At 67.1% G+C, this 24,113-nt stretch carries 20 protein-coding genes; 11 read left to right on the plus strand and 9 right to left on the minus strand.

Going from position 1 to position 24,113, the window contains the following annotated elements; genetic code table 11:
• Positions 1–5 precede the first annotated feature (5 nt).
• Both B9Y64_RS15920 and B9Y64_RS15925 read right to left on the minus strand, forming a co-directional pair.
• Positions 6–1,037 (minus strand): hypothetical protein, encoded by a 1,032-nt coding sequence (locus B9Y64_RS15920; protein WP_100441543.1) that lies wholly within the window; start codon positions 1,035–1,037, stop codon positions 6–8.
• Positions 1,034–1,552, minus strand: a complete 519-nt coding sequence (locus B9Y64_RS15925; RefSeq protein WP_238378638.1) for an RNA polymerase sigma factor — start codon at positions 1,550–1,552, stop codon at positions 1,034–1,036. Before B9Y64_RS15925 ends, B9Y64_RS15920 begins: the two co-directional genes overlap by 4 nt.
• 247 nt (positions 1,553–1,799) lie before the next feature.
• Here B9Y64_RS15925 and B9Y64_RS15930 point away from each other — a divergent pair, with 247 nt between their 5' ends.
• The gene (locus tag B9Y64_RS15930; RefSeq protein ID WP_100441545.1) at positions 1,800–4,640 is read left to right on the plus strand and encodes a bifunctional diguanylate cyclase/phosphodiesterase; all 2,841 of its coding nucleotides are present in this window, start codon (positions 1,800–1,802) and stop codon (positions 4,638–4,640) included.
• A 19-nt stretch (positions 4,641–4,659) separates the two neighbouring features.
• On the opposite strand, the gene B9Y64_RS15935 is transcribed toward B9Y64_RS15930, so the two are convergent.
• Positions 4,660–5,253 carry a TIGR00730 family Rossman fold protein gene (locus B9Y64_RS15935; protein WP_005416197.1) on the minus strand — a complete coding sequence of 198 codons (594 nt, stop codon included), beginning with the start codon at positions 5,251–5,253 and terminating at the stop codon, positions 4,660–4,662.
• A 193-nt stretch (positions 5,254–5,446) separates the two neighbouring features.
• Positions 5,447–6,943 (minus strand): aminotransferase class III-fold pyridoxal phosphate-dependent enzyme, encoded by a 1,497-nt coding sequence (locus B9Y64_RS15940; RefSeq protein ID WP_100441546.1) that lies wholly within the window; start codon positions 6,941–6,943, stop codon positions 5,447–5,449.
• 210 nt (positions 6,944–7,153) lie between these two features.
• Between B9Y64_RS15940 and queA the strand changes: the two genes are divergently transcribed.
• The 6 genes from queA (at position 7,154) to fabV (ending at position 14,835) form a co-directional block, all read left to right on the plus strand.
• On the plus strand, positions 7,154–8,221 hold the full coding sequence (gene queA / locus B9Y64_RS15945; protein WP_100441547.1) for a tRNA preQ1(34) S-adenosylmethionine ribosyltransferase-isomerase QueA: 1,068 nt from the start codon (positions 7,154–7,156) through the stop codon (positions 8,219–8,221).
• A gap of 223 nt (positions 8,222–8,444) precedes the next feature.
• Positions 8,445–9,575, plus strand: coding sequence for a tRNA guanosine(34) transglycosylase Tgt (gene tgt / locus B9Y64_RS15950; RefSeq protein WP_014646826.1), 1,131 nt, complete (start codon positions 8,445–8,447; stop codon positions 9,573–9,575).
• Between the two features lie 132 nt (positions 9,576–9,707).
• A complete protein-coding gene (gene yajC / locus B9Y64_RS15955) occupies positions 9,708–10,052 on the plus strand; it encodes a preprotein translocase subunit YajC (protein WP_014036867.1) in 345 nt (114 codons plus the stop codon).
• 61 nt (positions 10,053–10,113) lie between these two features.
• Complete coding sequence (gene secD, locus B9Y64_RS15960) at positions 10,114–11,970, plus strand: protein translocase subunit SecD (RefSeq protein WP_162292379.1); 1,857 nt, start codon at positions 10,114–10,116, stop codon at positions 11,968–11,970.
• 15 nt (positions 11,971–11,985) lie between these two features.
• A complete protein-coding gene (gene secF / locus B9Y64_RS15965; protein WP_100441549.1) occupies positions 11,986–12,966 on the plus strand; it encodes a protein translocase subunit SecF in 981 nt (326 codons plus the stop codon).
• A 609-nt stretch (positions 12,967–13,575) separates the two neighbouring features.
• The gene (fabV, locus tag B9Y64_RS15970; protein ID WP_100441550.1) at positions 13,576–14,835 is read left to right on the plus strand and encodes an enoyl-ACP reductase FabV; all 1,260 of its coding nucleotides are present in this window, start codon (positions 13,576–13,578) and stop codon (positions 14,833–14,835) included.
• Positions 14,836–14,949: 114 nt separating this feature from the next.
• Here fabV and B9Y64_RS15975 read toward each other — a convergent pair whose 3' ends face one another.
• From B9Y64_RS15975 to B9Y64_RS15985, 3 genes are all read right to left on the minus strand, one after another.
• Positions 14,950–17,019, minus strand: a complete 2,070-nt coding sequence (locus B9Y64_RS15975; RefSeq protein ID WP_100441754.1) for an EAL domain-containing response regulator — start codon at positions 17,017–17,019, stop codon at positions 14,950–14,952.
• 91 nt (positions 17,020–17,110) lie between these two features.
• Entirely contained in the window at positions 17,111–18,295 is a 1,185-nt protein-coding gene (locus B9Y64_RS15980; RefSeq protein ID WP_100441551.1) for an NAD(P)/FAD-dependent oxidoreductase, read from the minus strand.
• A complete protein-coding gene (locus B9Y64_RS15985; RefSeq protein WP_100441552.1) occupies positions 18,292–18,840 on the minus strand; it encodes a YaeQ family protein in 549 nt (182 codons plus the stop codon). Before B9Y64_RS15985 ends, B9Y64_RS15980 begins: the two co-directional genes overlap by 4 nt.
• 124 nt (positions 18,841–18,964) lie before the next feature.
• Here B9Y64_RS15985 and B9Y64_RS15990 point away from each other — a divergent pair, with 124 nt between their 5' ends.
• Complete coding sequence (locus B9Y64_RS15990) at positions 18,965–19,843, plus strand: pseudouridine synthase (RefSeq protein WP_100441553.1); 879 nt, start codon at positions 18,965–18,967, stop codon at positions 19,841–19,843.
• Positions 19,844–19,847: 4 nt separating this feature from the next.
• Here the strand turns inward: B9Y64_RS15990 and B9Y64_RS15995 are convergent, their stop codons facing one another.
• Positions 19,848–20,336: a YaiI/YqxD family protein gene (locus B9Y64_RS15995; RefSeq protein ID WP_100441554.1), complete on the minus strand. Its 489-nt coding sequence runs from the start codon at positions 20,334–20,336 to the stop codon at positions 19,848–19,850.
• A 302-nt stretch (positions 20,337–20,638) separates the two neighbouring features.
• Here B9Y64_RS15995 and B9Y64_RS16000 point away from each other — a divergent pair, with 302 nt between their 5' ends.
• On the plus strand, positions 20,639–20,848 hold the full coding sequence (locus B9Y64_RS16000) for a cold-shock protein (RefSeq protein ID WP_005416210.1): 210 nt from the start codon (positions 20,639–20,641) through the stop codon (positions 20,846–20,848).
• Positions 20,849–20,948: 100 nt separating this feature from the next.
• On the opposite strand, the gene B9Y64_RS16005 is transcribed toward B9Y64_RS16000, so the two are convergent.
• On the minus strand, positions 20,949–21,347 hold the full coding sequence (locus tag B9Y64_RS16005) for a hypothetical protein (protein WP_100441555.1): 399 nt from the start codon (positions 21,345–21,347) through the stop codon (positions 20,949–20,951).
• A gap of 129 nt (positions 21,348–21,476) precedes the next feature.
• On the opposite strand from B9Y64_RS16005, the gene B9Y64_RS16010 reads away from it, so the two are divergent.
• Both B9Y64_RS16010 and B9Y64_RS16015 read left to right on the plus strand, forming a co-directional pair.
• A complete protein-coding gene (locus B9Y64_RS16010) occupies positions 21,477–22,166 on the plus strand; it encodes a glutathione S-transferase family protein (RefSeq protein ID WP_100441556.1) in 690 nt (229 codons plus the stop codon).
• 32 nt (positions 22,167–22,198) lie between these two features.
• Entirely contained in the window at positions 22,199–23,764 is a 1,566-nt protein-coding gene (locus B9Y64_RS16015; RefSeq protein WP_100441557.1) for a protein adenylyltransferase SelO, read from the plus strand.
• Positions 23,765–24,113: the final 349 nt, after the last annotated feature.

Below are 24,113 nucleotides of genomic sequence, written 5' to 3' on the forward strand. Positions count from 1 at the left end.
CCGCTTCAGTCGTCCAGCAGCGGACGCAGATCGCGCGGCAGGCGTGCTTCCGGATACTGCTGCACATAGCGCTCCAGGCTGGCACGGGCCAGGTCGCGCTGGCCTGCGTCGAGGCGCGCACGGATCTTCTGCAGCCACTGGCGGCGGGGCAGGTGTGCATCGGCGTCCACCTCGGCCTGCACGGCATCCGCACTGAGCCCCGCATCGGCGCCACGGCGCATGACGCCGGGGGCGGAGCGGCTCGGGGCCTGGCGTTTCATCGAGGTGATCTCTATCCGATCCAGCGCCTGCGCCGGTTCGGCATCGGCAGCATTGGCCACTGGCGCCTCGGCGCTGCGCGCATTCACTGCCTTTGCCGGGGCGGGCGCCAATGCCGGTGCAGGTGCCGAGTAGGAGACCGGTGCAGGAGGCGCGGGCGGTGCCGGCGCGGGCGCCGGAACTGCTGCCGCTGCGGGAGGCTGCGCGGCAAAGGAGGTGTCGGCGGCGACCTCTGCAGTCTTCGATCGTGCTGCCGCGGGAGGAGCATCGGCGGTTTCGGCCGGGGCCGGTGCCGGCGCGCGCGCGATGGCCGGGGCGGCGGCGGGTGCCGGCGCAGCAACCGGGGCGGCCATGGGGGCTGCCGGCGTGGAGGCCGGTTCTGCGGCCGCAACGGCACTGCCTGCCGCATGGCTTCCATCGGCGGCGCTGCTTTCCGCCATCTGTGCCGTGGCCGCAGCATCGGCCGCCGCCGGAGCTGCCACCCACTGGGCCTCGCCTGCCGGAACCGGCGGCGGTTCCGGGCGCAGCTGCCAGGCAATGCCGATGGCGAACACCATCGAGGCGGCGATGCCGAATATGGCCGGCCAGCGCGGGCGCGTGCGCTGTGTGCGTGGCGCATCCGGCGAGGCTGCAGCCGTGGCCTCCGGTGCGTCCACGGCGGTGCGCGCCGCGGCCAGGATGGCGGCGTCCAGCGCAGCCGACGGGGCGTGTTCGGCGCGGCGGCCGAGCAGGCGTGCCAGCTCGCGTTCTTCCGGCGTCAGCGGTTCGTCTCGGTTCATGCGTTCAATCCCGCACGCAGCTTGTCCATCGCATAGCGCAGCCGCGATTTCACGGTTTCCCGGCCTACGCCGGTGATCTGGCCGATCTCCTCCAGGCTCAGTTCCTGATCCAGCCGCAGCTGCAGCACTTCGCGCTGCTCGGGCGGCAGTTGTTCCATCGCCAGCTGGATGCGGCGACGTTGTTCGAATTCGGAAAGCTCGGCTTCCGGGGTCTGCCCATCCTCGATCGCGGCCAGGCGCAGGTCGGCGTCGGCCGGTGCGGCAGGGCGATGGCGGGCGGCGCGCCAATGGTCGTTCAGCCGGTTGTGGGCGATGCGGAACAGCCAGGTGCTGAATGCCGCTTCAGGTTGCCAGCCGGCCCGGGCGCTGATCACCCGCTGCCAGACATCCTGGAAGATCTCCTCGGCCAGGGCGGTGTCGCGCAGTTGCCGCAGCAGGAAGCCGAACAGGCGCTTGCGATGGCGCGCATACAGGCTTTCGAACGCGCGCAGGTCGCCACCGGCCCAGGCCAGCATCAAGGCTTCATCGGTTGGCAGTGCGCTGGCTTCCACGGCGTACAGGGTAAGGCCTGCGGGCGGTGGCGCATAGCCGATGGCGGGGGCGGGCAGGGCAAGGTTCATGGCGTTGAAGCGGCTACGGACAGCAGGAAAAACGTACGGGCGCACGATTCGGGGTTTACGGGCTTCCATTGCCCCCCGGGTGGCGCGCTATGCTCGGCGGCTCAGGGGAGGCGACGCACAGACGGCGCCAAGAGATTGTCATTTGTCCACGCACGTTGAACCGGCTGAAGAACCACTACACGAGGCCGTGCTGAGCACGGCGCTGGTGCGCGCATTGCATGCGCTGCTGCCGGATTCGGCCGTGGTCCGCGTTGGCTGGGACGACCCGCAGCTCGGGCGCGGCCAGGGTGGCTGGCCGGCCGTCGTGGCGGCAGGCACGTTCACGGCGCCGGGCATCGGCGACGGTTGCCATGACTGGGAATATGACGGCGCCCGCCTGCGCCTGTCGGTGGAAGGTGCGGTGCCTTCGGCGGCGTGGTGGGGGCTGGCCCGGCAGGCCATGGAACTGGCACTGCAGCGTGGCCGCCAGGCCGGGCAGATCAAGGCGCTGGAAGAAGCTGAACGGCTGCAGCAGGCACTGTTCCAGATCGCCGATCTGGCCGGCGCCGACCTGGAGATGTCGGAGATGCTGCGTCACGTACACGGTGTGCTCGGCACGCTGATGTACGCGGAAAACTGCTACATCGTCGAATACGACGATGTCCGCGACCAGATCCGCTTCCTGTACTTCGCCGACCAGGTCGACGATTTCGTGGCCGATCCGTCGCAGAGCCATGATGCCGACGAGATGCCGCGCAGCCTGACCGTGGCGCTGCTGCGCCACGGCAAGCCGCTCAGCGGCCCCTCACGCGAATTGCTGGCGCGCGTGGTCGAGCAGGAGCACGACCCGCAGCGTGGCCCTGAAAGCCTGGACTGGCTGGGCGTGCCGATCTTGCGCGATGGCCGGGTATGCGGCGCCATCGTCGTGCAGAGCTATGAGCTGGCGGCTCGCTACGGCGAGGCCGAGCGGGCGCTGCTGGGCTTTGTCGCCCAGCATGTGCAGACCGCAATGGATCGACGCCAGGCGCAGGTCCGGCTGGAGCAGCAGGTGGAACGGCGCACGCTGGAGCTGCAGCGTGCAAACCGCAGCCTGCAGGATGAAGTGGCCGAGCGCCGCCGCGCCGAGCAGCTGCAGACCGCGCTGTACAACATCGCCGAGATGGCGATGTCGGCCGACAGCCTGGCCCAGTTCTACGGGCAGGTGCATGGCGTGGTCGGTCGCCTGCTCGATGCGCGCAACTTCTATATCGCGCTGGTGAACGGAACCGGCAACGGCCTGGACTTCGTCTATTCGGTGGACGAGCACAACGCGAGCCGTGCGCCGCGGCCGTTCAGCCGCGGGCTGACCGAATACGTGGTGCGCAACCGGCGGCCACTGTTGGCTTCACGTACCCAGATCGATGCGCTGCTGGCCAGCGGCGAGGTGCGTGAATCCGGCGCGCGTTCGCATTGCTGGCTGGGCGTGCCGCTGTTGCGCGACGACGAGGTAGTCGGCGCGATCGTGGTGCAGAGCTACAGCGAGAACAGTACGTTCAGCGTGCACGATCAGCGGCTGCTGACCTTCGTTGCGCAGAACATCGGAACCGGGCTGGCGCGCCAGCGCGACCAGCAGCGGTTGCGTTCGGCGCATGCCGAACTGGAAAAGCGCGTGGAGGAACGCACCCGCGAGCTGGCCGAGGTCAACGAAAAGCTGCTGGGGCAGATCGGCGAGCGCCTGCGTGCCGAGCAGCGCCTGACCCATCAGGCCATGCACGATGCACTGACCGGCCTGCCCAACCGCCTGCACCTGCTTGATCGCCTGCAGGATTCGCTGGCGCTGGCCAAGCGTGAGGGTGGGCCGGTGTTCGCCGTGCTGTTCCTCGATCTGGACCGCTTCAAGCTGGTCAACGACAGCATCGGCCACGCCGCCGGTGACCGCATGCTGGTGGAGGTCGCCAAACGCATCGTATCGATGGCCGGCACCGAGGACGTGGTGGCGCGGCTGGGCGGTGATGAATTCGCGGTGCTGCTGCAATGCCCGCAGGGCCTGGCACAGGCGCTGGATTTCGGCCAGCGCCTGCTGCTGGCACTGCAGGAATCGATGTGGATCGCCGGGCGCGAGCTGTTCCCGTCCGGCAGCCTGGGCATCGCGTTGTGGAACCCGCGCTACCGCACCGGCGAGGAGCTGCTGCGTGACGCCGACGCGGCGATGTACCGGGCCAAGGCACAGGGCCATGACCGCTGCGCGATCTTCGACGAGGACATGCGTGAGCAGGCCATGCGCAGCCTCGATCTGGAAGCCGACCTGCGCCGTGCGATCAACAACCGTGATTTCGTTCCGTTCTACCAGCCGATCGTGCGCCTGTCCGATGGCGAGGTGGTGGGGCATGAGGCATTGCTGCGCTGGCAGCATGAGCGTCGTGGCCTGCTGCTGCCCGGGGCGTTCCTGGAGCTGGGTGAGGAAAGCGGCCTGATCGAACAGGTCGACTGGCTGATCTACGAGCAGGTCATCGCGGGCCTGGCCGAAGGCGGGCAGAGCTACGTCTCGGTGAACGTTTCACCGAGACATTTCCGTTCGGCCGAGTTCAGCGGCCGCCTGTTCGGTCTGCTCGATGCATGTGGCGCCGATCCGCGCCGGCTGCGCCTGGAGATCACCGAGGTCGCGCTGCTGGACGATGGTCCGCACACGCTGCGCATCCTGCAGGGCCTGCGCGAGCGCGGCATCCAGGTGCAGCTGGACGATTTCGGTACCGGCTTCTCAGCGCTGTCCTACCTGCACCGTTTCCCGATCAGTACGTTGAAGATCGACCAGAGTTTCATCGCCGGCCTGCATGGGCCGGAAGTGCAGAGCACGCGCGCGCTGGTCGAAGGCGTGCTGTCGCTGGCCCGCACCCTGGGCATCGAAACCATCGGCGAAGGCATCGAGACCGAGGCGCAGCGGCAGACGCTGCGCGAACTCGGTTGCGACTACGGCCAGGGGTACCTGCTGGGCCGCCCGGCACCGCGGGAGCGCGCGGTGGCCTGAGCCACCGCGCCAGATCACTTCAGCGCAGCGCGGAGCGGCGCTTCTCGTCGATCCACTTCGAAGCCTGGGCCGGCTGGTAGTTCTGCATCCACACCAGCATTTCCTCGATGTCCGAGCCGTACCACAGGTCCTGGCGCTGGTCCGGATGCAGGAAGCGCTCTTCCACCATGCGATCGATCATGCCGATCAGCGGGGCGTAGAAACCTTCAACATCGAGGAACGCGCACGGCTTGTTGCCGATGCCCAGCTGGCGCCAGGTCAGCATCTCGAAGATCTCTTCCATGGTGCCGAAGCCACCGGGCAGGGCGACGAAGCCATCGGCGAGGTCGAACATGCGCGACTTGCGCTCATGCATCGAACCGACGATCTCCAGCTCGGTCAGGCCGCGGTGGGCCACTTCCCAGTCGGCCAGCTGGCGCGGGATCACGCCGGTCACCTCGCCGCCAGCGGCGAGCACGGCATTGGCCACGGTTCCCATCAGGCCGACGTTGCCGCCGCCATACACCAGGCGCAGGCCGTCGCGGGCAATGCGGTCACCCAGGGCAATGGCGCGTTCGGTGTAGGCCGGCTTGCTGCCAGCATTGGAACCACAGTACACACAGATCGACTTCATGGATCTTCCTGTCTCTTGGCCGGAAACGAAAACGCCCCATCGCCGACCGCAGGGCGGTCAGGGACGGGGTGCCGATTGATTATGGACCTTCGCGATGGCTGTCTGTAGAGCCGGGCCATGCTCGGCTGCTCTGCGTTCAGATCGCGGCAAAGGCCCCCGCCGAGCATGGGCTCGGCGCTACCGGAGCGGTGGCTTAGGCCGCAGCGGCCTGCTCGCGGCGCGGGCCTTCACGCAAGGCGCGGCCGACCATGCCCACCAGCAGGTCCAGCTCGTCGCTGTCCATGCCGAAGTGCGGGGTGAAGCGCAGCGAGTTCTCGCCACCATGGATCACGTTGATGCCGTGCTGGCGCAGCCATTCCTCGGTGGAGTTGGCGCCGTAGCACTTGAACTGCGGGGCCAGCTCGCACGAGAACAGCAAGCCGGTGCCCTGCACCTTGGTGATCAGGCCGCCCAGTTCGTTCTTGAGCTGTTCCAGCTTGCGCACGGCCTCGGCGCCGCGCTCGGCGATGTTGGCACGCACCTGCGGGGTCAGCTGCGCCAGGGTCGCGCAGGCCACATCCAGCGCACGCGGGTTGCTGGTCATGGTGTTGCCGTAGATGCCCTTGCGGTACAGCTGCGCGGCATGCTCGGTCACCGCCAGGACCGACAGCGGGTACTGCGCGGCGTTGAGTGCCTTGGAGTAGGTCTCCATGTCCGGCGGGTCCAGGCCTTCGAAGCCCGGGTAATCGACCACCGACAGCACGCCATGCGCACGCAGGCCGGCCTGGATCGAGTCCAGCAGCAGCAGGCTGCCGTGCGCACGGGTCAGTTCACGGGCCACGGCATAGAACGCCGGCGGCACCGAACGGCCCGGGTCGCCTTCGCCCATCACCGGTTCCAGGAACACCGCCTCGATGAACCACTGGTTGCGTGCGGCGTCCTCGAACACCTTGCGCAGGCCGGCTTCGTCGTAAGGCGCCACGGTGATCACCGAGTCCTCGCCGCGGTAGCTGGCCAGATGCTGCATGTAGCTCTTGCGGCTGGAATCGGAGTACAGCGCCGGGCGGTCGGTACGACCATGGAAGCTGCCCTTGACGACCACGCGCTTGATCGCTGCGCCCGCATGGCGCGCGCCCGGGTCGGTCTGCAGCTTGGCGTTGACGTCGGCGATACGCGCGGCCAGGCCAACCGCCTCGGAACCGGAGTTCAGGCACATGAAACGGGCGAACGGACAGCCGCCACGGCGGTGGCCGATCTCGGCGCGCAGGGCGGTGACGAAGCGCTGCTGCGACAGGCTGGGGGTCATGATGTTGGCCATCACCTGCGGGCGCGCCATGGCGTCCAGCACGGCATCCGGGGTGTGCCCGAAGCCGAGCATGCCGTAGCCGCCGGCGTCGTACAGCACCGCGCCCTTCAGGGTGACCACCCAGGGGCCGCGCGCAGCCAGCGCCACGTACGGAGTCACTGCATCATCGGCATAGAAATTGACGAAGCCGTCCTGCATCGCGTCGATCTGCGCCTGTTCGTCCTGTGCCAGCAGCGGCCCCAGGTCGGCCTGCACGCGCGCGAACTCCTCGGCGGCGGCATCCACCGCGGCGACCAGCTGCGGGTGGCGGGCGGACAGGGCGGTCAGGGTGGCGTCGTCCAGGCCGGTGGTGAGGCGGGTACCGGGCTGGTTGCGCAGGGGGGCGAGGCGTTCGATGAAGCTCATTGCAGATCTCCTGAAACGATGGGTCGCACGGGCCTTCAAAAGCAAAACGCGCGTCATCACGCGCGCTTGGGGCAGGCTCGTGCAGCGGACTTCCGACTCGATGCTAGCACTTGTTTTTTTGCGCGATAACCCCGCAGAAACCTGCTGCATAGCAGCATTTTGCGCGACGTTCGCCGCGAAGCATGCCGGCTCGCAGACGCTGGACGTACAATGCGCGCCATTGTCGACCTGTTGCCGCCCACTGCCTTGAAGAAGTCCGATTTCCACTACGAACTGCCGGCCGAACTGATCGCGCAGGCTCCCTTGGCCGAGCGTTCCGCCAGTCGCCTGATGCTGGTGCCGCCGGCACCTGCGGCCTTCACCGACCTGCAGGTGCGTGACCTGCCGTCACTGCTGCAGCCGGGCGACCTGCTGGTGTTCAACGATACCCGGGTGATTCCGGCGCGCCTGTTCGGGCAGAAGGCCAGCGGTGGCCGCGTCGAGATCCTGATCGAGCGCCTGCTCGGTGGCCAGCAGGCCCGTGCCCAGGTCGGTGCCAGCAAGTCGCCCAAGGCCGGCAGCCGCATCGCGCTGGATGCCGGTGGTGAAGCCGAGGTGCTGGGCCGTGATGGCGAGTTCTACGTGCTGCAGTTCCATGTGCCCGAGTCGCTGGAGCAGTGGCTGCTGCACGCCGGCCGCCTGCCGCTGCCGCCGTACATCCAGCGCGAGCCGGGCGTGGACGATCGCGAGCGCTACCAGACCGTGTTCGCGCGTGAAGTGGGCGCCGTGGCGGCACCGACCGCCGGCCTGCATTTCGACGAACCGTTGCTGGCGGCGCTGAAGGAAAAGGGCGTGGACTTCGGCCACGTGACCCTGCATGTGGGGGCGGGCACCTTCCAGCCGGTGCGTGCCGATGACCTGAAGGACCACGTGATGCACCGCGAATGGCTGAACGTCGGCGCCGAGCTGGTGCAGCAGGTGCGGCGCACGCGCGCCGCCGGCGGCCGGGTGATCGGTGTCGGCACCACCGTGGTGCGCGCGCTGGAAAGCGCGATGCGCGATGGCGAGCTGCTGCCATTCGCCGGTGAAACCCAGATCTTCATCACCCCGGGCTACCGCATCCGCAGCGTCGACGCGATGGTGACCAACTTCCACCTGCCGGAAAGCACGCTGTTGATGATGATTTCCGCGTTTGCCGGCAAGGACCGCGTGTTCGAGGCCTACCAGCACGCGATCGAGCAGCGCTACCGCTTCTTCAGCTACGGCGATGCGATGCTGCTGTTCCCGCAGGCGGGATAGGGCGGGGCTGGGCGCCAGCCCTGAGGTGGGTGGGCACCAGGACTGAGGTGGGTGCGCACCAAGCCTGAGGTGGGTGGGCACCAGACCTGCGGTGGGTGCGCACCGTTGGTGCGCACGGCCGGTGCGCACGGCCGGTCCGCACAGCCAGTCCATTCAGGCATGAATGGGCGGCTGCCCCGTTTTTGGGAGACAATAGGCGACTATTTGCCTGAATGACCGCTCCATGTCCCGACTGCAGTTCCAGCTCCAGACCCGCGACGGCCGTGCCCGCCGTGGCCGCCTGACCTTCCCGCGTGGCACGGTGGAAACGCCGGCCTTCATGCCGGTCGGGACCTATGGCTCGGTCAAGGGCATCCTGCCGGACCAGGTGCGTGCGCTGGGCGCCGAGATCATCCTCGGCAACACCTTCCACCTGTACCTGCGCCCGGGCCTGGACATCATCGCCGACCACGGCGGCCTGCACGGCTTCTGCCGCTGGGATGGCCCGATCCTGACCGACTCCGGCGGCTTCCAGGTGTTCTCGCTGGCTCACCGCCGCAAGATCACCGAGCAGGGCGTGACCTTCGCTTCGCCGACCGACGGCGCACGCGTCTTCCTCGGTCCCGAGGAGAGCATGAAGATCCAGAAGGTGCTCGATTCGGACATCGTGATGATCTTCGACGAGTGCACCCCGTACCCGGCCACCGAGGACGTTGCCCGCCGCTCCATGGAGCTGAGCCTGCGCTGGGCACAGCGCAGCCGCAACGCGCATGACGAGCTGGGCAACGACGCGGCCCTGTTCGGCATCGTCCAGGGCGGCGTGCACACCGACCTGCGCAGCCGCTCGGCCGATGCCCTGCAGGCGATCGGCTTCGACGGCTACGCCATCGGCGGCCTGGCCGTGGGCGAGCCGGAACACGAGCGCAACGCCATGCTGGACCACCTGGACCCGGAGCTGCCGGGCGACCGCCCGCGCTACCTGATGGGCGTGGGCCGGCCGGAGGACCTGGTCGAGGGCGTGGCCCGTGGCGTGGACATGTTCGACTGCGTGATGCCCACCCGCAACGCCCGCAACGGCCACTATTTCACCTCGTTCGGCACCGTTCGCATCCGCAACTCCCAGTACGCGCGCGACATGGACCCGATCGAGCCGGGCTGCGGCTGCGTGGCCTGCACCGGCGGCTACACCCGTTCCTACCTGCGCCACCTGGACCGCTGCAACGAGATGCTGGCACCGATGCTGGGCACGCTGCACAACCTGTTCTACTACGAGAAGCTCATGGCCGACATCCGCGCGGCGATCGAGGCGGGAACCTTCCTGGCCTTCCGTGAGTCTTTCTACGCGGCACGCGGGGCGGTAGCCCCGCCGCTGTAACCCGAACGCCCCTGCCAAACGGCCCAAGGACGAACGCCCGGGGCCGTGGCATACTTCAAGGCTGACCCAGATCCGCGGTCGCGACCGTGGCATCTGATGGTGCCGAAGCGCCGCCCAACCAAAGGACCAACGATGAACCTGCTTGCCTTCCTGATTCCCGCCGCCCACGCCCAGGCCGCCGGCGGCCAACCGCAGGGCATGGGCCTGACCACGCTGCTGTTCCCGATCATCCTGATCGCCATCATGTACTTCCTGATGATCCGCCCGCAGATGAAGCGGCAGAAGGAGCACAAGTCCATGCTGGAGAAGATCAAGCGTGGCGACGAAGTGCTGACCAACGGCGGCATCGCCGGCAAGGTCACCGACATCGGCGACAACTTCATCACCATCGAAGTGGCCGAGAACGTGCGCATCCGCGTGCAGAAGGGCGCTGTTGGCAGCGTGCTGCCGACCGGCACCCTGGATTCGGCCAAGTAAGCCACTCCCTTTCCGAAGCACAACCGCGGCGCCGGGGATGGCGCCGCGCGGGACCCAAGCAATGCTCGAATTTCCACGCTGGAAGTACGTCGTCATCCTGATCGTACTGGCGCTCAGTGCGCTGTACGCGCTGCCCAACATCTACCAGAAGGACCCGGCCCTCCAGATCACCGCCAACCGTGGCGGGCAGATCGACGATGCGCTGCGCGACCGTGTGCTGGCCGACCTGAAGACGGCCGGTGTCACCACCATCGGTGTCGAGAAGGAAGGGGACAGCCTGATCGTCCGCCTGCCGGACCTGAAGTCGCAGTCCGCTGCCAGCGACGCCCTGCGTGACACCGTCGGCGAGAAGTACACCGTGGCCCTGAACCTGGCCTCGACCGTGCCGGACTGGCTTGCCAGGCTTGGCGGCCGCCCGATGGTGCTGGGCCTGGACCTGCAGGGTGGCGTGCACTTCGTGCTGCAGGTCGACCAGAAGGCCGCCCTCGACAAGCGCCTGGACGCCTACACCGAAGACGTGCGCAGCACCCTGCGTGACGCGCGCATCGCCTACCAGTCGGTGGAACGCCGCGCTGACAACAGCATCGTGGCCAACCTGAGCCCGTCTGCCGGCGATGACGCCGCGCAGCGTGCCCGCACCGCCCTGGTCAAGGCACAGCCGACCCTCGGCTATGACGTCAGCGGCAACCGCATCACAGTGACTGTGCCGGATACCGAGATCGCGCAGATCTCCAATGGCGCCATCGAGCAGAACATCAACACCCTGCGCAACCGCGTGAACCAGCTCGGCGTGGCCGAGCCGATCATCCAGCGCCAGGGTGCCGACCGCGTGGTCGTGCAGCTGCCGGGCGTGCAGGACACCGCCGAAGCCAAGCGCATGATCGGCGCCACCGCCACCCTGGAATACCGCGCGGTGGTCGAAGGCAATGCGCAGGACGCCATCAATTCCGGCCGCATCCCGCCGGAAGCGAAGGTCTACCAGCGCCGTGACGGTGGTGGTCCGATCCTGCTGAACAAGCGCGTGATCGTCACCGGTGACCAGATGGTCGGCGCGCAGGCGGTGACCGATTCCAACAGTGGCTCCCCGGCGGTCAGCGTGACGCTGAACAACGTCGGTGGCCAGCGCATGTTCGACTTCACCAGCGCCAACGTGAACAAGCCGATGGCGGTGGTCTACACCGAGCGCGTGCCGACCGTGACCGTCGTCGACGGCCAGGAAGTGCGTGGCTTCAAGGTCAACGAGGAAGTGATCTCGGTGGCCAACATCAACGGCGTGTTCGGCAAGAACTTCCAGACCACCGGCCTGCAGAAGAAGGAAGCCGAGGACCTGGCCAAGCTGCTGAAATCCGGCTCGCTGGCTGCGCCGATGGACTTCGTCGAAGAGCGCGTGGTCGGCCCGAGCCTGGGCGCCGAGAACGTCAAGAACGGCATGCGCGCGGTGGTGTTCGCGTTCCTGTTCACCCTGGTGTTCTTCAGCGTCTACTACCGCATGTTTGGTGTGATCACCTCGGCGGCAATGCTGTTCAACCTGCTGATCGTGGTGGCGGTGATGTCGCTGTTCGGCGCGACCATGACCCTGCCGGGCTTCGCCGGCCTGGCGTTGTCGGTCGGCCTGTCGGTGGACGCCAACGTGCTGATCAACGAGCGTATCCGTGAAGAACTGCGTGCCGGCGTGCCGGGCAAGACCGCGATCGTGACCGGTTACGAGCGTGCCTCGGGCACCATCCTCGACGCCAACCTGACCGGCCTGATCGTCGGTGTGGCGCTGTTCGCATTCGGTACCGGTCCGCTGAAGGGCTTCGCACTGACCATGATCATCGGTATTTTCGCCTCCATGTTCACCGCGATCACCGTATCGCGTGCGCTGGCGACGCTGATCTACGGCCGTCGCAAGAAGCTCCAGAACGTGGCCATCTGACGGGACGACACGCACATGAAACTGTTTCCGCTGCACATCCTCCCGAACGACACCAAGATCGACTTCATGCGCTGGCGCCATGTCGCCATGGTGGTCACGATCATCGTGTTCCTGGCGTCTGTCGCCATCATCGGTTTCAAGGGCTTCAACTACGCCCTGGACTTCACCGGCGGCACCCTGATCGAAGCCCGCTTCGACAAGGCAGTGGACGTCGAGCAGGTCCGCACCAAGCTCGAGCAGAGTGGCTTCGAGGGCGCGCAGGTGCAGAGCGTCGGTGGCAACACCGACCTGCTGATCCGCCTGGCTCCGCATGGCGAGCACGCTCCGGGTACCGGCGACGCCGCCCATGAGGACAAGGCCACGGCTGCTGCCGTGGTGAAGGCGTTGTCCACAGCCGACAACCAGGCCACCGTGCTCCGCAACGAGTTCGTAGGCCCGCAGATCGGCAAGGACCTGGCGATGAACGGCCTGTATGCCACCATCTTCATGCTGGCCGGCTTCCTGATCTACATCGCGGTGCGCTTCGAATGGAAGTTCGCCGTCACCGCCAGCATCGTGGCCATGTTCGACCTGATCGTGACGGTGGCTTACGTGTCCCTGCTGGGCCGTGAGTTCGACCTGACCGTGCTGGCCGGCCTGCTGTCGGTGATGGGCTTTGCGATCAACGACATCATCGTGGTGTTCGACCGCGTCCGCGAGAACTTCCGCAGCCTGCGCGTGGACTCGATGGAAGTGCTGAACCGTTCGATCAACCAGACGCTGTCGCGTACGGTGATCACTGCGGTGATGTTCTTCCTGTCGGCACTTGCCCTGTACCTGTACGGCGGCAGCTCGATGGAAGGCCTGGCCGAGACGCACATGATCGGTGCGGTGATCGTGGTGTTGTCCTCGATCCTGGTGGCGGTGCCGATGCTGACGATCGGCTTCCTGCGCGTCAGCAAGCAGGACCTGCTGCCGAAGGCGAAGGACGTCGAGGCGCTGGCCCGTCGCCCGTAATCGCCCGCTGTATGCAGCACACAGAGAACCCCGCGCAAGCGGGGTTTTTTGTTGGCAGGGCTTGTAGCCCCGCCCTCGACAGTTGGCCGGCGGCCAGTAGATCCACGCCATGCGTGGATGAAATCTGTCAGATATCGATACACAAAAAAGGGGGCGGATCCGTTTTCCGAAGGAGAACGGATCCGCCCCAAGCGTCATTCCGACAGATCGCGGAAATCTGTCGAAGGCGGGGTGGGTCCGGTTGCGGGGGCGTGAGCGCCATGGATGGCGCGACCGAGCCTCCGGGGGTGAGAGCGCTTTGCTTGCGAAGCACGGCTTCGCAAGCGCCCGAACGCACAGCCGCCAGCGGCTGGGCCGGACCGCGGAGCGGGATTCACGGCGTCCCCCGCAACCGGACCCACCCCGCCAATCCTCAGGAAGCCCGCTTTTTACGTTGACGTTGATTCGGCAGGTGCAGGGTGCAACCCTGCAGAACAAACACCACCCTACGGCAGCGTCGGTTGTGCAATCGGCCCCCGCGCACTACGATCCTGCGGTTCGCGCGCGCAGGCGCGCGCCCGTATTCCTGCTGAGCGCCCCGTGCGCCGCATCTGCCAACCCGAGGTATCCATGGTCATCAAACCGCGCGTCCGCGGCTTCATCTGCGTCACCACCCACCCGACCGGCTGCGAGGCCGCGGTCAAGCAGCAGATCGACTACATCCGTGCGCGTCCGCCAATCCAGAACGGCCCCAAGCGCGTGCTGGTGATCGGTGCCTCCACCGGCTACGGCCTGGCCGCACGCATCACCGCTGCCTTTGGCAGTGGCGCTGCCACCCTCGGCATCTTCTTCGAACGCCCGGGCAGCGAAACCAAGCCGGGTACCGCGGGCTGGTACAACTCGGCCGCGTTCCACAAGTACGCCGACCAAGCCGGCCTGTACGCCAAGAGCATCAACGGCGATGCCTTCTCCGATGAAGTGAAGGCAAAGACCATCGAAATGATCAAGGCCGATCTCGGCCAGGTCGACCAGGTCGTTTACAGCCTGGCTGCGCCGCGCCGCAAGCACCCGAAGACGGGCGAGATCATCAGCTCCACGCTGAAGCCGATCGGCGAGCCGATCACGCTGCGTGGCCTGGATACCGACAAGGAAGTGCTGACCGAGACCCATCTGCAGCCGGCCACCCCGGAAGAAATCGCCGGCACCGTCGCGGTGATGGGCGGCGAGGACTGGCAGATGTGGATCGATGCGCTGGCCGATGCCGGCGTGCTGGCCAATGGCTGCACCACCACTGCCTTCACCTACGTGGGTGAAGAGATCACCCAGGCGATCTACTGGAACGGTTCGATCGGCGCCGCCAAGAAGGACCTGGACACCAAGGTGCTGGGCCTGCGCGAGAAGCTGGCAAAAATCGGCGGCGATGCACGCGTGTCGGTGCTGAAGGCGGTGGTGACCCAGGCCAGCTCGGCCATTCCGACCATGCCGCTGTACCTGTCGCTGCTGTTCAAGGTGATGAAGGAAAAGGGTACCCACGAAGGCTGCATCGAACAGCTCGACGTGCTGTACGACATCCTCTACGGCGGCAAGGCCGATGGCGTGGCGGTCGATCGCCTGCGCCACGATCTGGTCGATGGCGATGGACATACCGTCGCGCTGGTCGATGAGGAAGGCCGCCTGCGGGCCGACTACAAGGAAATGGCCGCGGACGTGCAGGGCAAGGTGGTCGCGCTGTGGCCGCAGGTCACCAACGAAAACCTGTACGAGATCAGCGACCTGGCTGGCTACAAGGCCGACTTCCTGCGCCTGTTCGGCTTCGGCGTGGAGGGCGTCGACTATGAGGCCGACGTCAATCCGGACGTGAAGATCGACCCTCTGGTCGACATGACCTGATCAACGAAAAGGCCGGCGAAAGCCGGCCTTCTTGTTCCTGTAGAGCCGAGCCATGCTCGGCTGTTCTTCGCTTGGGTGCCGTAGCCGAGCATGGCTCGGCTCTACAGGTAGGCATCAGCCGAACTCGAAGCTCATTTCCGGCTGAGCAGGGCCGACGAAGTCGCCCTGCACGTAATCCACGCCGGCACTGAACAGCAGCGTCATCGAGTTGGCATCGCTGACGAACTCGGCAATGGTGCGGATGCCCGCTTCCTGTGCACGCGCGGTGATCTGGCTGATGCGGTCGATGTTCTCGCGGGTGGCTGCCAGGTCGCTGGTGAAGCCCCGGTCCAGCTTGAGGAACTGCGGCTGGAAGTGGGCCAGCAGCTGGAACGAATCCAGCCCCGAACCGAACTGCTCCAGGCCGATGCGGCAGCCCAGTGGCGCCACTTCGGCAAGGAACTGCTGCGCACTGCGCAGGTGGGTGAACACCTTCGCTTCCGGCGCATGCAGCCACAGCCGTTCGCCGGGCACGCCCTGCGCCTGCAGTTCGCGGCGCAGGGTGGCAATCATCTGCGGGTCGTCGAACGATTCCGGCGTCACCTTCACCAGCACCTGGGTGGCGTTGCCTTCGCGTGCGCGCTGGCCGAGCACCGCAATGGCCTGCGAGACCACCCAGCGGTTGATGTCGGCCAGCAGGCCGTGTTCCTCGGCGATACCCAGGAACGCAGTCGGGCTCAGCAGCTCGCCATTGTTCTCCAGGCGCAGGTAGGCCTCGTACAGTTCCAGCGGCTCGCCCTGCAGGTTCAGTACCGGCTGGTAGTGCAGCTGGAAGCCGTCGCCGGCCAGCGCCTCGCGGATGCGGGCAACCCAGCGCAGCACGCGCTCTTCTTCGACGCGGTCGGCGGCGGCCGGGTCGAAGATGCGGCAGGTGTTGCCCAGCTCGGCCGCAGCCTGGGTGCATTCGCTGGCGCGCGCCAGCACCTGGCCGATGCTGGCGATCTTCTCGCCGACCTGCACGCCACCGACGCTGACCGTCACCGTGGCCGAGCGTGCGCCGATGCTGAAGACGTGTGCGGCGTAGGCTTCGCGGATGCGCTCGGCCAGCGCCACGGTCTGCGCGTAGGGCCCGGCCTGCAGCACGGCGAAATTGTGTTCACCGAAGCGGGCCAGTTGTGCGTCCTCGCCGACCACCTCGGCCAGCAGGCCCGCGAGGGCGCCGATCAGGGTGTCGGCCGAGGCCAGGCCGATGTCCGGCAGCAGGCGCGCGTAGTGGTCCGGTTCGATCAGCAGCAGGCCGAACTGGCCCTCGCTGCGCCCGGCCTGGGCCACCGCGCTTTCCAGCTGCAGCATGAAGGTCGGGCGATTGAGCAGGCCGGTGACCTGGTCGCGCTGGCGAAGGTCCTCGACCTCGCGCGCCAGCTCCGGGTCGAATTCCATGCGGCGGCGGAGCACCACCTGCAGGCAGGACTCGCCCTCGTAGGTGGCCGCAGCAAATTCCATCGTCGCCGGGAACGCACTGCCGTCCTCGTGGCGCGCGTCCAGCTGGTACTGCGGCGGCGGTGCCTCGCCACGGCTGAGGCCCTTCAGCAGCTGCTTGAAGCCCTCCACGTGCTGGGCGGCGACCATGTCCAGCAGCGAAATGCCTTCGATGTCGTCGAAGTGCTCGTAGCCGAACATCTCCAGGTAGGCGTCGTTGGCGCGGATGTGCATGCCTTCATGCACGTAGGCGATGGGGTCGCGCGAGGAGGCGATCAGCGCGTCGCAACGGCGCTCGGTCTCGCGCATCTGCGCCTCGATGCGTCGCAGGCCGCGACGCGCCTGCAGGTCCACCCACTGGTCGCGGACCACGGCGAGCAGATGCTCGGGGCGCTGGCGCAGGGCGAGGGCGCGGATGCCATGGCTGCTGGCCTGCACCAGTTCGTCCTCGTCGATGCGCTCGGCCAGCAGCACCAGCGGGATGTCCTTGCCGCTGGCGGCGATGTGCTGGGCCGCCAGCTGCAGCGGAATGCCCTGCGAAGGCGAGGCCAGCACCAGGTCGATGGCCTGGCTGGTCAGGACCTGGGCCAGCTCGGCTGCGTCCTGCGGGCGCCACGGGCGTACCGCGATGCCGCTGTTGCGCAGGGTGCTGACGATGGCTTCGGCATTCTCGCCGCTGTCATCGACGATCAGCAGGCGGATGGTGATGTCGTTCGCGTTCTGCATGCACTGCTCCCCAATCTGCGAATCTAGATACACGATGCGCGGCGAACCGTCCATGTGCGCACCCCTTGCGCGCATCGAACGGCGAAGTGGTTCACACCACGCCGCCCGCCGCGTGGCCGCTGGCCCAGGCCCATTGGAAGTTGTAGCCGCCAAGCCAGCCGGTCACATCCAGCACCTCGCCGACGAAATGCAGGCCGGGTACGCGCTTGGATTCCATCGTCGAAGAGGAGACCTCGGCGGTATCCACGCCGCCCAGGGTGACCTCGGCAGTACGGTAGCCTTCGGTGCCGCTGGCCACCAGCGGGAACGCGCCCAGCAGCTGCGCGGCCTGGCGCAGCACCGGCTCGTCCAGCTGGCGCACGGGGCGGTCGGGCAGCCAGTGTTCGCACAGGCGCTGTGCCAGCCGCTTTGGCAGCACCTCGCCCAGCACGGTGCGCAGCTCGGCGGCGGGCCGCTCACGTTTCATCTGGCGCAGCCACTCGCCGGCGTCCTGGCCGGGCAGCAGGTCCAGCTCCAGCGCGTCGCCGGGCTGCCAGAACGAAGAGATCTGCAGGATGGCCGGGCCGCTCACGCCACGGTGGGTCAGCAGCATGAAGTTCTGGAAGCTCCTGCCGTTGCAGCGCGCCTCGATCGGCAGCGCCACGCCGCTGAGGTCGGCCAACCGCTCCTGGTGCTTGCCGCTGAGGGTCAGCGGCACCAGGCCTGCGCGGGTCGGCAGTACCTGGTGGCCGAACTGGCGGGCCACTTCATAACCGAAGCCGGTAGCACCCATGCTGGGAATCGACAGGCCGCCAGTGGCGACCACCAGCGAGGCGCAATGGAACAGGCCCTGCGTGGTGTGCACGCGGAAGCCATCGCTGCCGTGCTCGATGCGCTGCACGCTGCAGTCGGTACGGATCTGCACCCCCGCCGCCTGGCATTCGTCCACCAGCAGTTTCACGATCTGCTTGGACGAGACATCGCAGAACAGCTGCCCCAGTTCCTTTTCGTGATAGGCGATGCCGTGCTTGTGCACCAGCTCGATGAAGTGCCAGGGCGTGTAGCGGGCCAGTGCCGACTTGCAGAAGTGCGGGTTGGCCGACAGGAAGTTGGCCGGCGTGGTGCCGGTGTTGGTGAAGTTGCAGCGGCCGCCGCCGGACATCAGGATCTTCTTGCCGACCTTGTTGGCATGGTCGATCACCTGCACCTGGCGGCCGCGCTGGCCGGCCGTGATCGCGGTCATCAACCCGGCCGCGCCGGCACCGATGACCACCACGTCGCAGCGGATCGTGCTCATGCCTTGGCGCGCTTGCGCCAGTTCGGGATCACGTCGAGCTGGATCTGGTCGTTGAGCAGCTGCACTTCGCCGTCCTGGATCAGCACGCTCCAGCGCATGGCACGCTGGATCTGCTGGCCCCACTGTTCAACGAAGGCACCGTCGAGGTCGACCACCGAGAGATTGTCGAAGCGCGCCAGGCCCTTGCCCTGCTTGCTCCACCAGATCTCCGAGGCGTTGCCGCCGTAGTTGACCACCTGCACCTGGCGGCTGCGATTGCAGGCCTTGCGGACGCGCGATTCGTCAGGATGGCCCAGGTCGATCCACTGCAGGATGTCGCCGGTGTAGTCGTGTTCCCAAAGATCGGGCTCGTCATCGGTGCTCAGGCCGCGGCCGAACTCCAGGCGGTCGCCAGCGTTGAGCGCGAAGGCGAGCAGGCGCACCATCAGGCGCTCGTCGGTCTCGGACGGATGCTGGGCCAGGGTCAGGTTGTGGGTCGCGTAGTAGCCGCGATCCATGTCGCTGATCTGCAGTTCGGCCTTGCGGATGGTGGCGGTAAGAGCCATGGGGGGTCCGTGGACTAAAGAGGACCATGATAGAGGTTTGCTCCGGGGGTGTCCGTGGCCGGGCTGTCTGCATTCCGTCAACGGTGGCACTCTTGCGGTCTTTCCCGTGGCCGGAGTGAACGCCATGACCCTGCCCAGCCGGCTGCAGCTGCCGCCCGGCCCCTGGGCCACCCTGCTGGATGGCCTGTGCGCACGTTTCCCGCGCATCGCCCGCGCGCAATGGCAGGATCGCTTCGCGCGTGGCCGCGTGCTGGATGCGCAGGGCAGGGCGCTTGCGCCGGAGATGCCCTGGCGGGTCGGGCTGGAAATCCAGTACTTCCGCGAGGTGGCCGACGAAGCGGTGATTCCCTTCGCCGAGACCATCGTCCATCGGGATGCGCACCTGCTGGTGGTCGACAAGCCGCACTTCCTGCCGGTGACACCGGCGGGCGGGCATGTACGCGAGACGCTGCTGGCGCGGCTGATTGCCCGCACCGGCAATGCCGATCTGGTGCCGCTGCATCGGCTGGATCGGCTGACCGCCGGGCTGGTGCTGTTCTCGGCCCAACGCGCGTCGCGTGATGCGTACCAGCGCCTGTTCCGTGAGCGGCTTATCGGGAAGACCTATGAAGCCCTGGCACCGGCGCTGCCCGGGCTGGCATTTCCATTGCAGCGGGACAGCCGGTTGGTGCCGGGCGAGCCGTTCTTCCGTGTGGCCGAAGTGCCCGGCGAGCCCAATGCGCGCAGCCGGATCGAGCTGATCGAGGCCGAAGGGCCGATCTGGCGCTACCGGCTGCTGCCGGAAACCGGCCGCAAGCACCAGCTGCGTGTACACATGGCCATGCTGGGGGCGCCGATCGTGGGTGACGACCTGTACCCGCAGCTCCGGCAACGTCCGTCGAACGCAGCCGAGGCGCCGCTGCAGCTGCTGGCGCGGACCCTGGCCTTCGACGACCCGTTGAGCGGCGAGCGACGGACGTTCAGCAGCGGCCGCAGCCTGAGCCTCCCGGCCGAGGGCGGCTAGGCGGTCAGCGGGCCGGGCATCGCGCCAGCCAGCGGTCCAGCTCGGCAGCGAACAGCTGCCGGTCGCGGGGTCCCAGGGGCGGCGGTCCGCCGGTCTGCACCCCGGCGCCGCGGAGCTCCTCCATGAAATTGCGCATCGACAGCCGCTCGGCCATGTTGTTCGGCGTGTACAGCTGGCCGCGCGGGTTCAGCGCGACGGCCTTCTTGTCCAGCACCAGCGCGGCTAGCGGGATGTCCTGGGTGACCACCAGGTCACCGGCGGCGACCCGCTCGACGATGGCGCTGTCGGCCACGTCCAGCCCCTGCGGCACCTGGATCGAGCGCAGCCAGCGCGAGGGCGGGGTGCGGATCCACTGGTTGGCGACCAGGGTCAGTTCGATCCCGACCCGTTCAGCTGCGCGGAACAGGATGTCGCGAATGACGGTGGGACAGGCGTCAGCGTCCACCCATATACGGGGGGAGGCGTGTTCAGCGCGGGTTTCAGCTTCAGTCATTTGCCCAGTGTAGGGTAGGAAAAACCTGAATGGGGACTCGGAGTTAGCCGCGAAAGGCTGCCAACCCTTGTCACGCCTAGCGGGTGACCAGTTCCCATGAACGTCGGGACTATCGCTTTTTGCGGAAAACCCGCGTATCGTGCGACCCACTGTGTTTGCTAGGGTCACCGTGAATCGTGGCCTGGTGCAGTTGATCTCACGATCCACTCATCGATCCGCTTTACCAACGCCTGCAACTCAGTCTCGGCCCCGATACCCGGTGGCTGCGATTTTTTTCAACATGTGTTTCAGGAGTTAGTAAAATGTCTGAACGTCAGACCGGCACCGTCAAGTGGTTCAACGACGCCAAGGGCTTCGGCTTCATCACCCCGGAAAGCGGCCCGGACCTGTTCGTGCACTTCCGCGCGATCCAGGGCACCGGCTTCAAGACCCTGCAGGAAGGCCAGAAGGTTACCTTCATCGCCGTCCAGGGTCAGAAGGGTATGCAGGCTGACCAGGTGCAGGCGGTCTAATCCGTCTGCTACCTTTGGGTAGCCAGAACGCCGGAAGCGAAAGCTTCCGGCGTTTTTTATTGCCTGGTCGAGGGAGATCGGCGGCAACCTGATCGGGGTGTCACTCGGCCGCGGCCCGTGCGTTCTCGAGCAGCAGGGTGATGTCGGCACGCTCACAGGGACGGGATACCGGCGTGCGGGCCAGTGTCTCGCGCAGGGCCGGGGTGTGCTGTGAACCCACCCGCACGCTCATGTTCTGAAGCGCGCACGCGGCCTGGATGCGTGTTTCGTCATCCGCTGAATCCAGTTGATCCAGCAGCAAGGGTTCGGCCTGGGCGAGCCCGCACATGCTCAATACCTCGGTGCAGCGCAGCTGCCAGTAGAGCGGCATCTGCGGGGCCATGTGCCGCAACCGCAGCCAGTCGGCCGGGCCGAACGCGCTGACCGCGCGCATTGCGATCAGTTCACAGATGTACTCGTTCCAGGGCCCGTCCTCAGCGGGTTCCAGGAAGTGCAGCATGAACTCCAGTGGAGGCAGTTGGGCAAGTGGCGCGGGCAATCTGGAGGACCTCGCAGAGAGCAGGAAGCGTAGCAGACACCCCTGTGCGGAATGGCGCGGTAGGATGCGCGTTCCTACAGGAGCCCACCCATGCGCATCGTTCACCACCTGGAAAACTCCCGTTCGCTGCGCGTGCTGTGGATGCTGGAGGAGCTGGGGCTGGACTACGAACTGCGCCGCTATCCGCGCGATCCGAAGACGCTGCTGGCACCGCCGGAACTGCGCAAGGTGCATCCGCTCGGCAAGTCGCCGGTGCTGCAGGATGGTGAGCTGGTACTGGCCGAGTCCGGCGCGATCCTCGACTACCTCGCTGATCGTTACGACACGCAGCGCCAGCTGTCGCCGTCACCGATGCCGGCCGACGGGGCCGAACGCATCGCTTACCGCTACTGGCTGCACTATGCCGAGGGTTCGGCGATGCCGCCGCTGCTGCTGACCCTGGTGATGGGCCGAATCCGCAATGCGCCGATGCCGTTCTTTGCACGCCCGATTGCGCGCAGCATTGCCGACAAGGCCGAGCGGGGCTTCGTTGGGCCGCAACGGCGCCTGCACCTGGACTGGATGGAGCGCCGCCTGGCCGAAAGCCCGTGGTTTGCCGGCGAGCGTTTCAGCGCGGCCGACATCCAGATGAGCTTCCCGATCCAGGCCGCTGCCGCCCGCGGTGGTGGCCTCGACGACAAGCCGGCACTGCGTGGCTTCCTCAAGCGTATCGGTGAACGCCCGGCCTATCAGCGTGCCGAGGCCCATGGCGGCCACCTGCAGGCACTCAGCGGCAATTGAGGAGGGCGGCCGTCGCCCCCATCTTCAGCAGCATGGATACCAACACCCCCCGTTTCGACAACCGCCTGCTGAACATCCTGCCCGGCGACCCCGAATCCGGCCCACGTCGCCGCGAAGTGCTGGGTGCGGCCTGGTCGCCGGTGATGCCGACGCCGGTGGTGGCGCCCACCTTGCTGGCCTGGTCGCCCGAGGTTGCCACGATGCTCGGCTTCGATGCTGCCGAGGTCGGGAGCGAGGGCTTCGCGCAGGTGTTCGGCGGCAATGCGCTGTACGCCGGCATGCAACCCTGGGCAGCCAACTACGGTGGCCACCAGTTTGGTCACTGGGCCGGCCAGCTCGGCGACGGTCGTGCGATTTCGCTGGGCGAGCTGGTTGCGCCGGATGGCCAGCACTGGGAGCTGCAGCTGAAGGGGGCCGGGCCGACGCCGTACTCGCGTGGTGCCGATGGACGGGCCGTGCTGCGGTCGTCGATCCGCGAATTCCTGTGCAGCGAGGCGATGCATCATCTTGGCGTACCGACCACGCGCGCGTTGTCATTGGTCGGCACCGGTGAAGACGTGGTGCGCGACATGTTCTATGACGGCCACCCGCGTGCCGAGCCTGGCGCCATCGTGTGCCGGGTCTCGCCGTCGTTCCTGCGCTTCGGTTCGTTCGAGCTGCCGGCCTCGCGGGGTGAAACCGTCCTGTTGCAGCAGCTGGTGGATGCCTGCATCGCCCGTGATTTCCCTGGGTTGGAGGGGCAGGGTGAGGCACTGTACGGCGACTGGTTCGCGCAGATCGCGGTGCGCACTGCCGAGATGATCGCGCACTGGATGCGTGTCGGCTTCGTGCACGGTGTGATGAACACCGACAACCTGTCCGTGCTGGGGCTGACGCTGGATTACGGTCCCTATGGCTGGGTCGAGGATTTCGATCCGGACTGGACGCCGAACACCACCGACGCGCAGGGTCGTCGCTACCGCTTCGGTACCCAGCCGCAGGTGGCGTACTGGAATCTGAGCCGGTTGGCCCAGGCGTTGTCGCCGTTGTTCGGCGATGTTGCACCGCTGCAGGCGGGACTGGCGGCCTACCAGTCCACCTTCGTGGCCTGCACGCGCCGCGATGCCGCCGCCAAGCTGGGGCTGGCCGCGGCCGACGATGACGACCTGCAGCTCTACCAGCGCTGGCAGCAGCTGATGCAGGAAGGGGCCATGGACATGACCCTGGCCTGGCGCGCACTGATGCGGATCGATCCGGCGGCAGCGGATGCAGCGCTGCTGGACGCGGTGTACTACGACGAGGCGCGCAGGCAGGCGGTGCAGGCGCCGTTGCGGCAGTGGCTGCAGGAGTACGCTGCACGCCTGCGCAGCGATCCGTTGTCGGCCAGCGAACGCCTGGCGAAGATGACAGCGGCCAACCCGCTGTACGTGCTGCGCAACTGGCTGGCCCAGGAGGCGATCGACCGCGCGGAGCAGGGTGATCCGGGCGGTGTTCATGCACTGCAGGAGGTGCTGCGCGACCCGTACACCGAACGCCCGGGGCTCGAGCACTTTGCCGGCAAGCGCCCGGCCTGGGCCGACGACCGCGCCGGCTGCTCGATGCTGTCCTGCAGTTCCTGAGGGCGGGCTTCTGCAGGGCTGCGCCCCGCCTCCGACAGATCCCCACTGCTGTGGGTAGGTGTCGACCTTGGTCGACACGGTGGATCCACGCCATGCGTGGATGCTCTCCGTTCAACTTTCGGAATAGTCGATTTCGATGAAGATTCATCCACGCATGGCGTGGATCTACAGAAAGCAATGCCCGACAGATCGCAGGAAACTGTCGAAGGCGGGGTGGGTCCGATGGCGGGAGTGTCCGCGGCATGGATGCCGCGGCCAAGCCCCCATGGGTGAGGGCGCTTTGCTTGCGAAGTACTGCTTCGCAAGCGCCCGAACGCACAGCCGCCAGCGGCTGGGCCGGACCGCGGAG

The sequence above is a fragment of the Stenotrophomonas maltophilia genome, assembly GCF_002799245.1.
In the GTDB taxonomy this organism is placed as follows: domain Bacteria; phylum Pseudomonadota; class Gammaproteobacteria; order Xanthomonadales; family Xanthomonadaceae; genus Stenotrophomonas; species Stenotrophomonas maltophilia_S.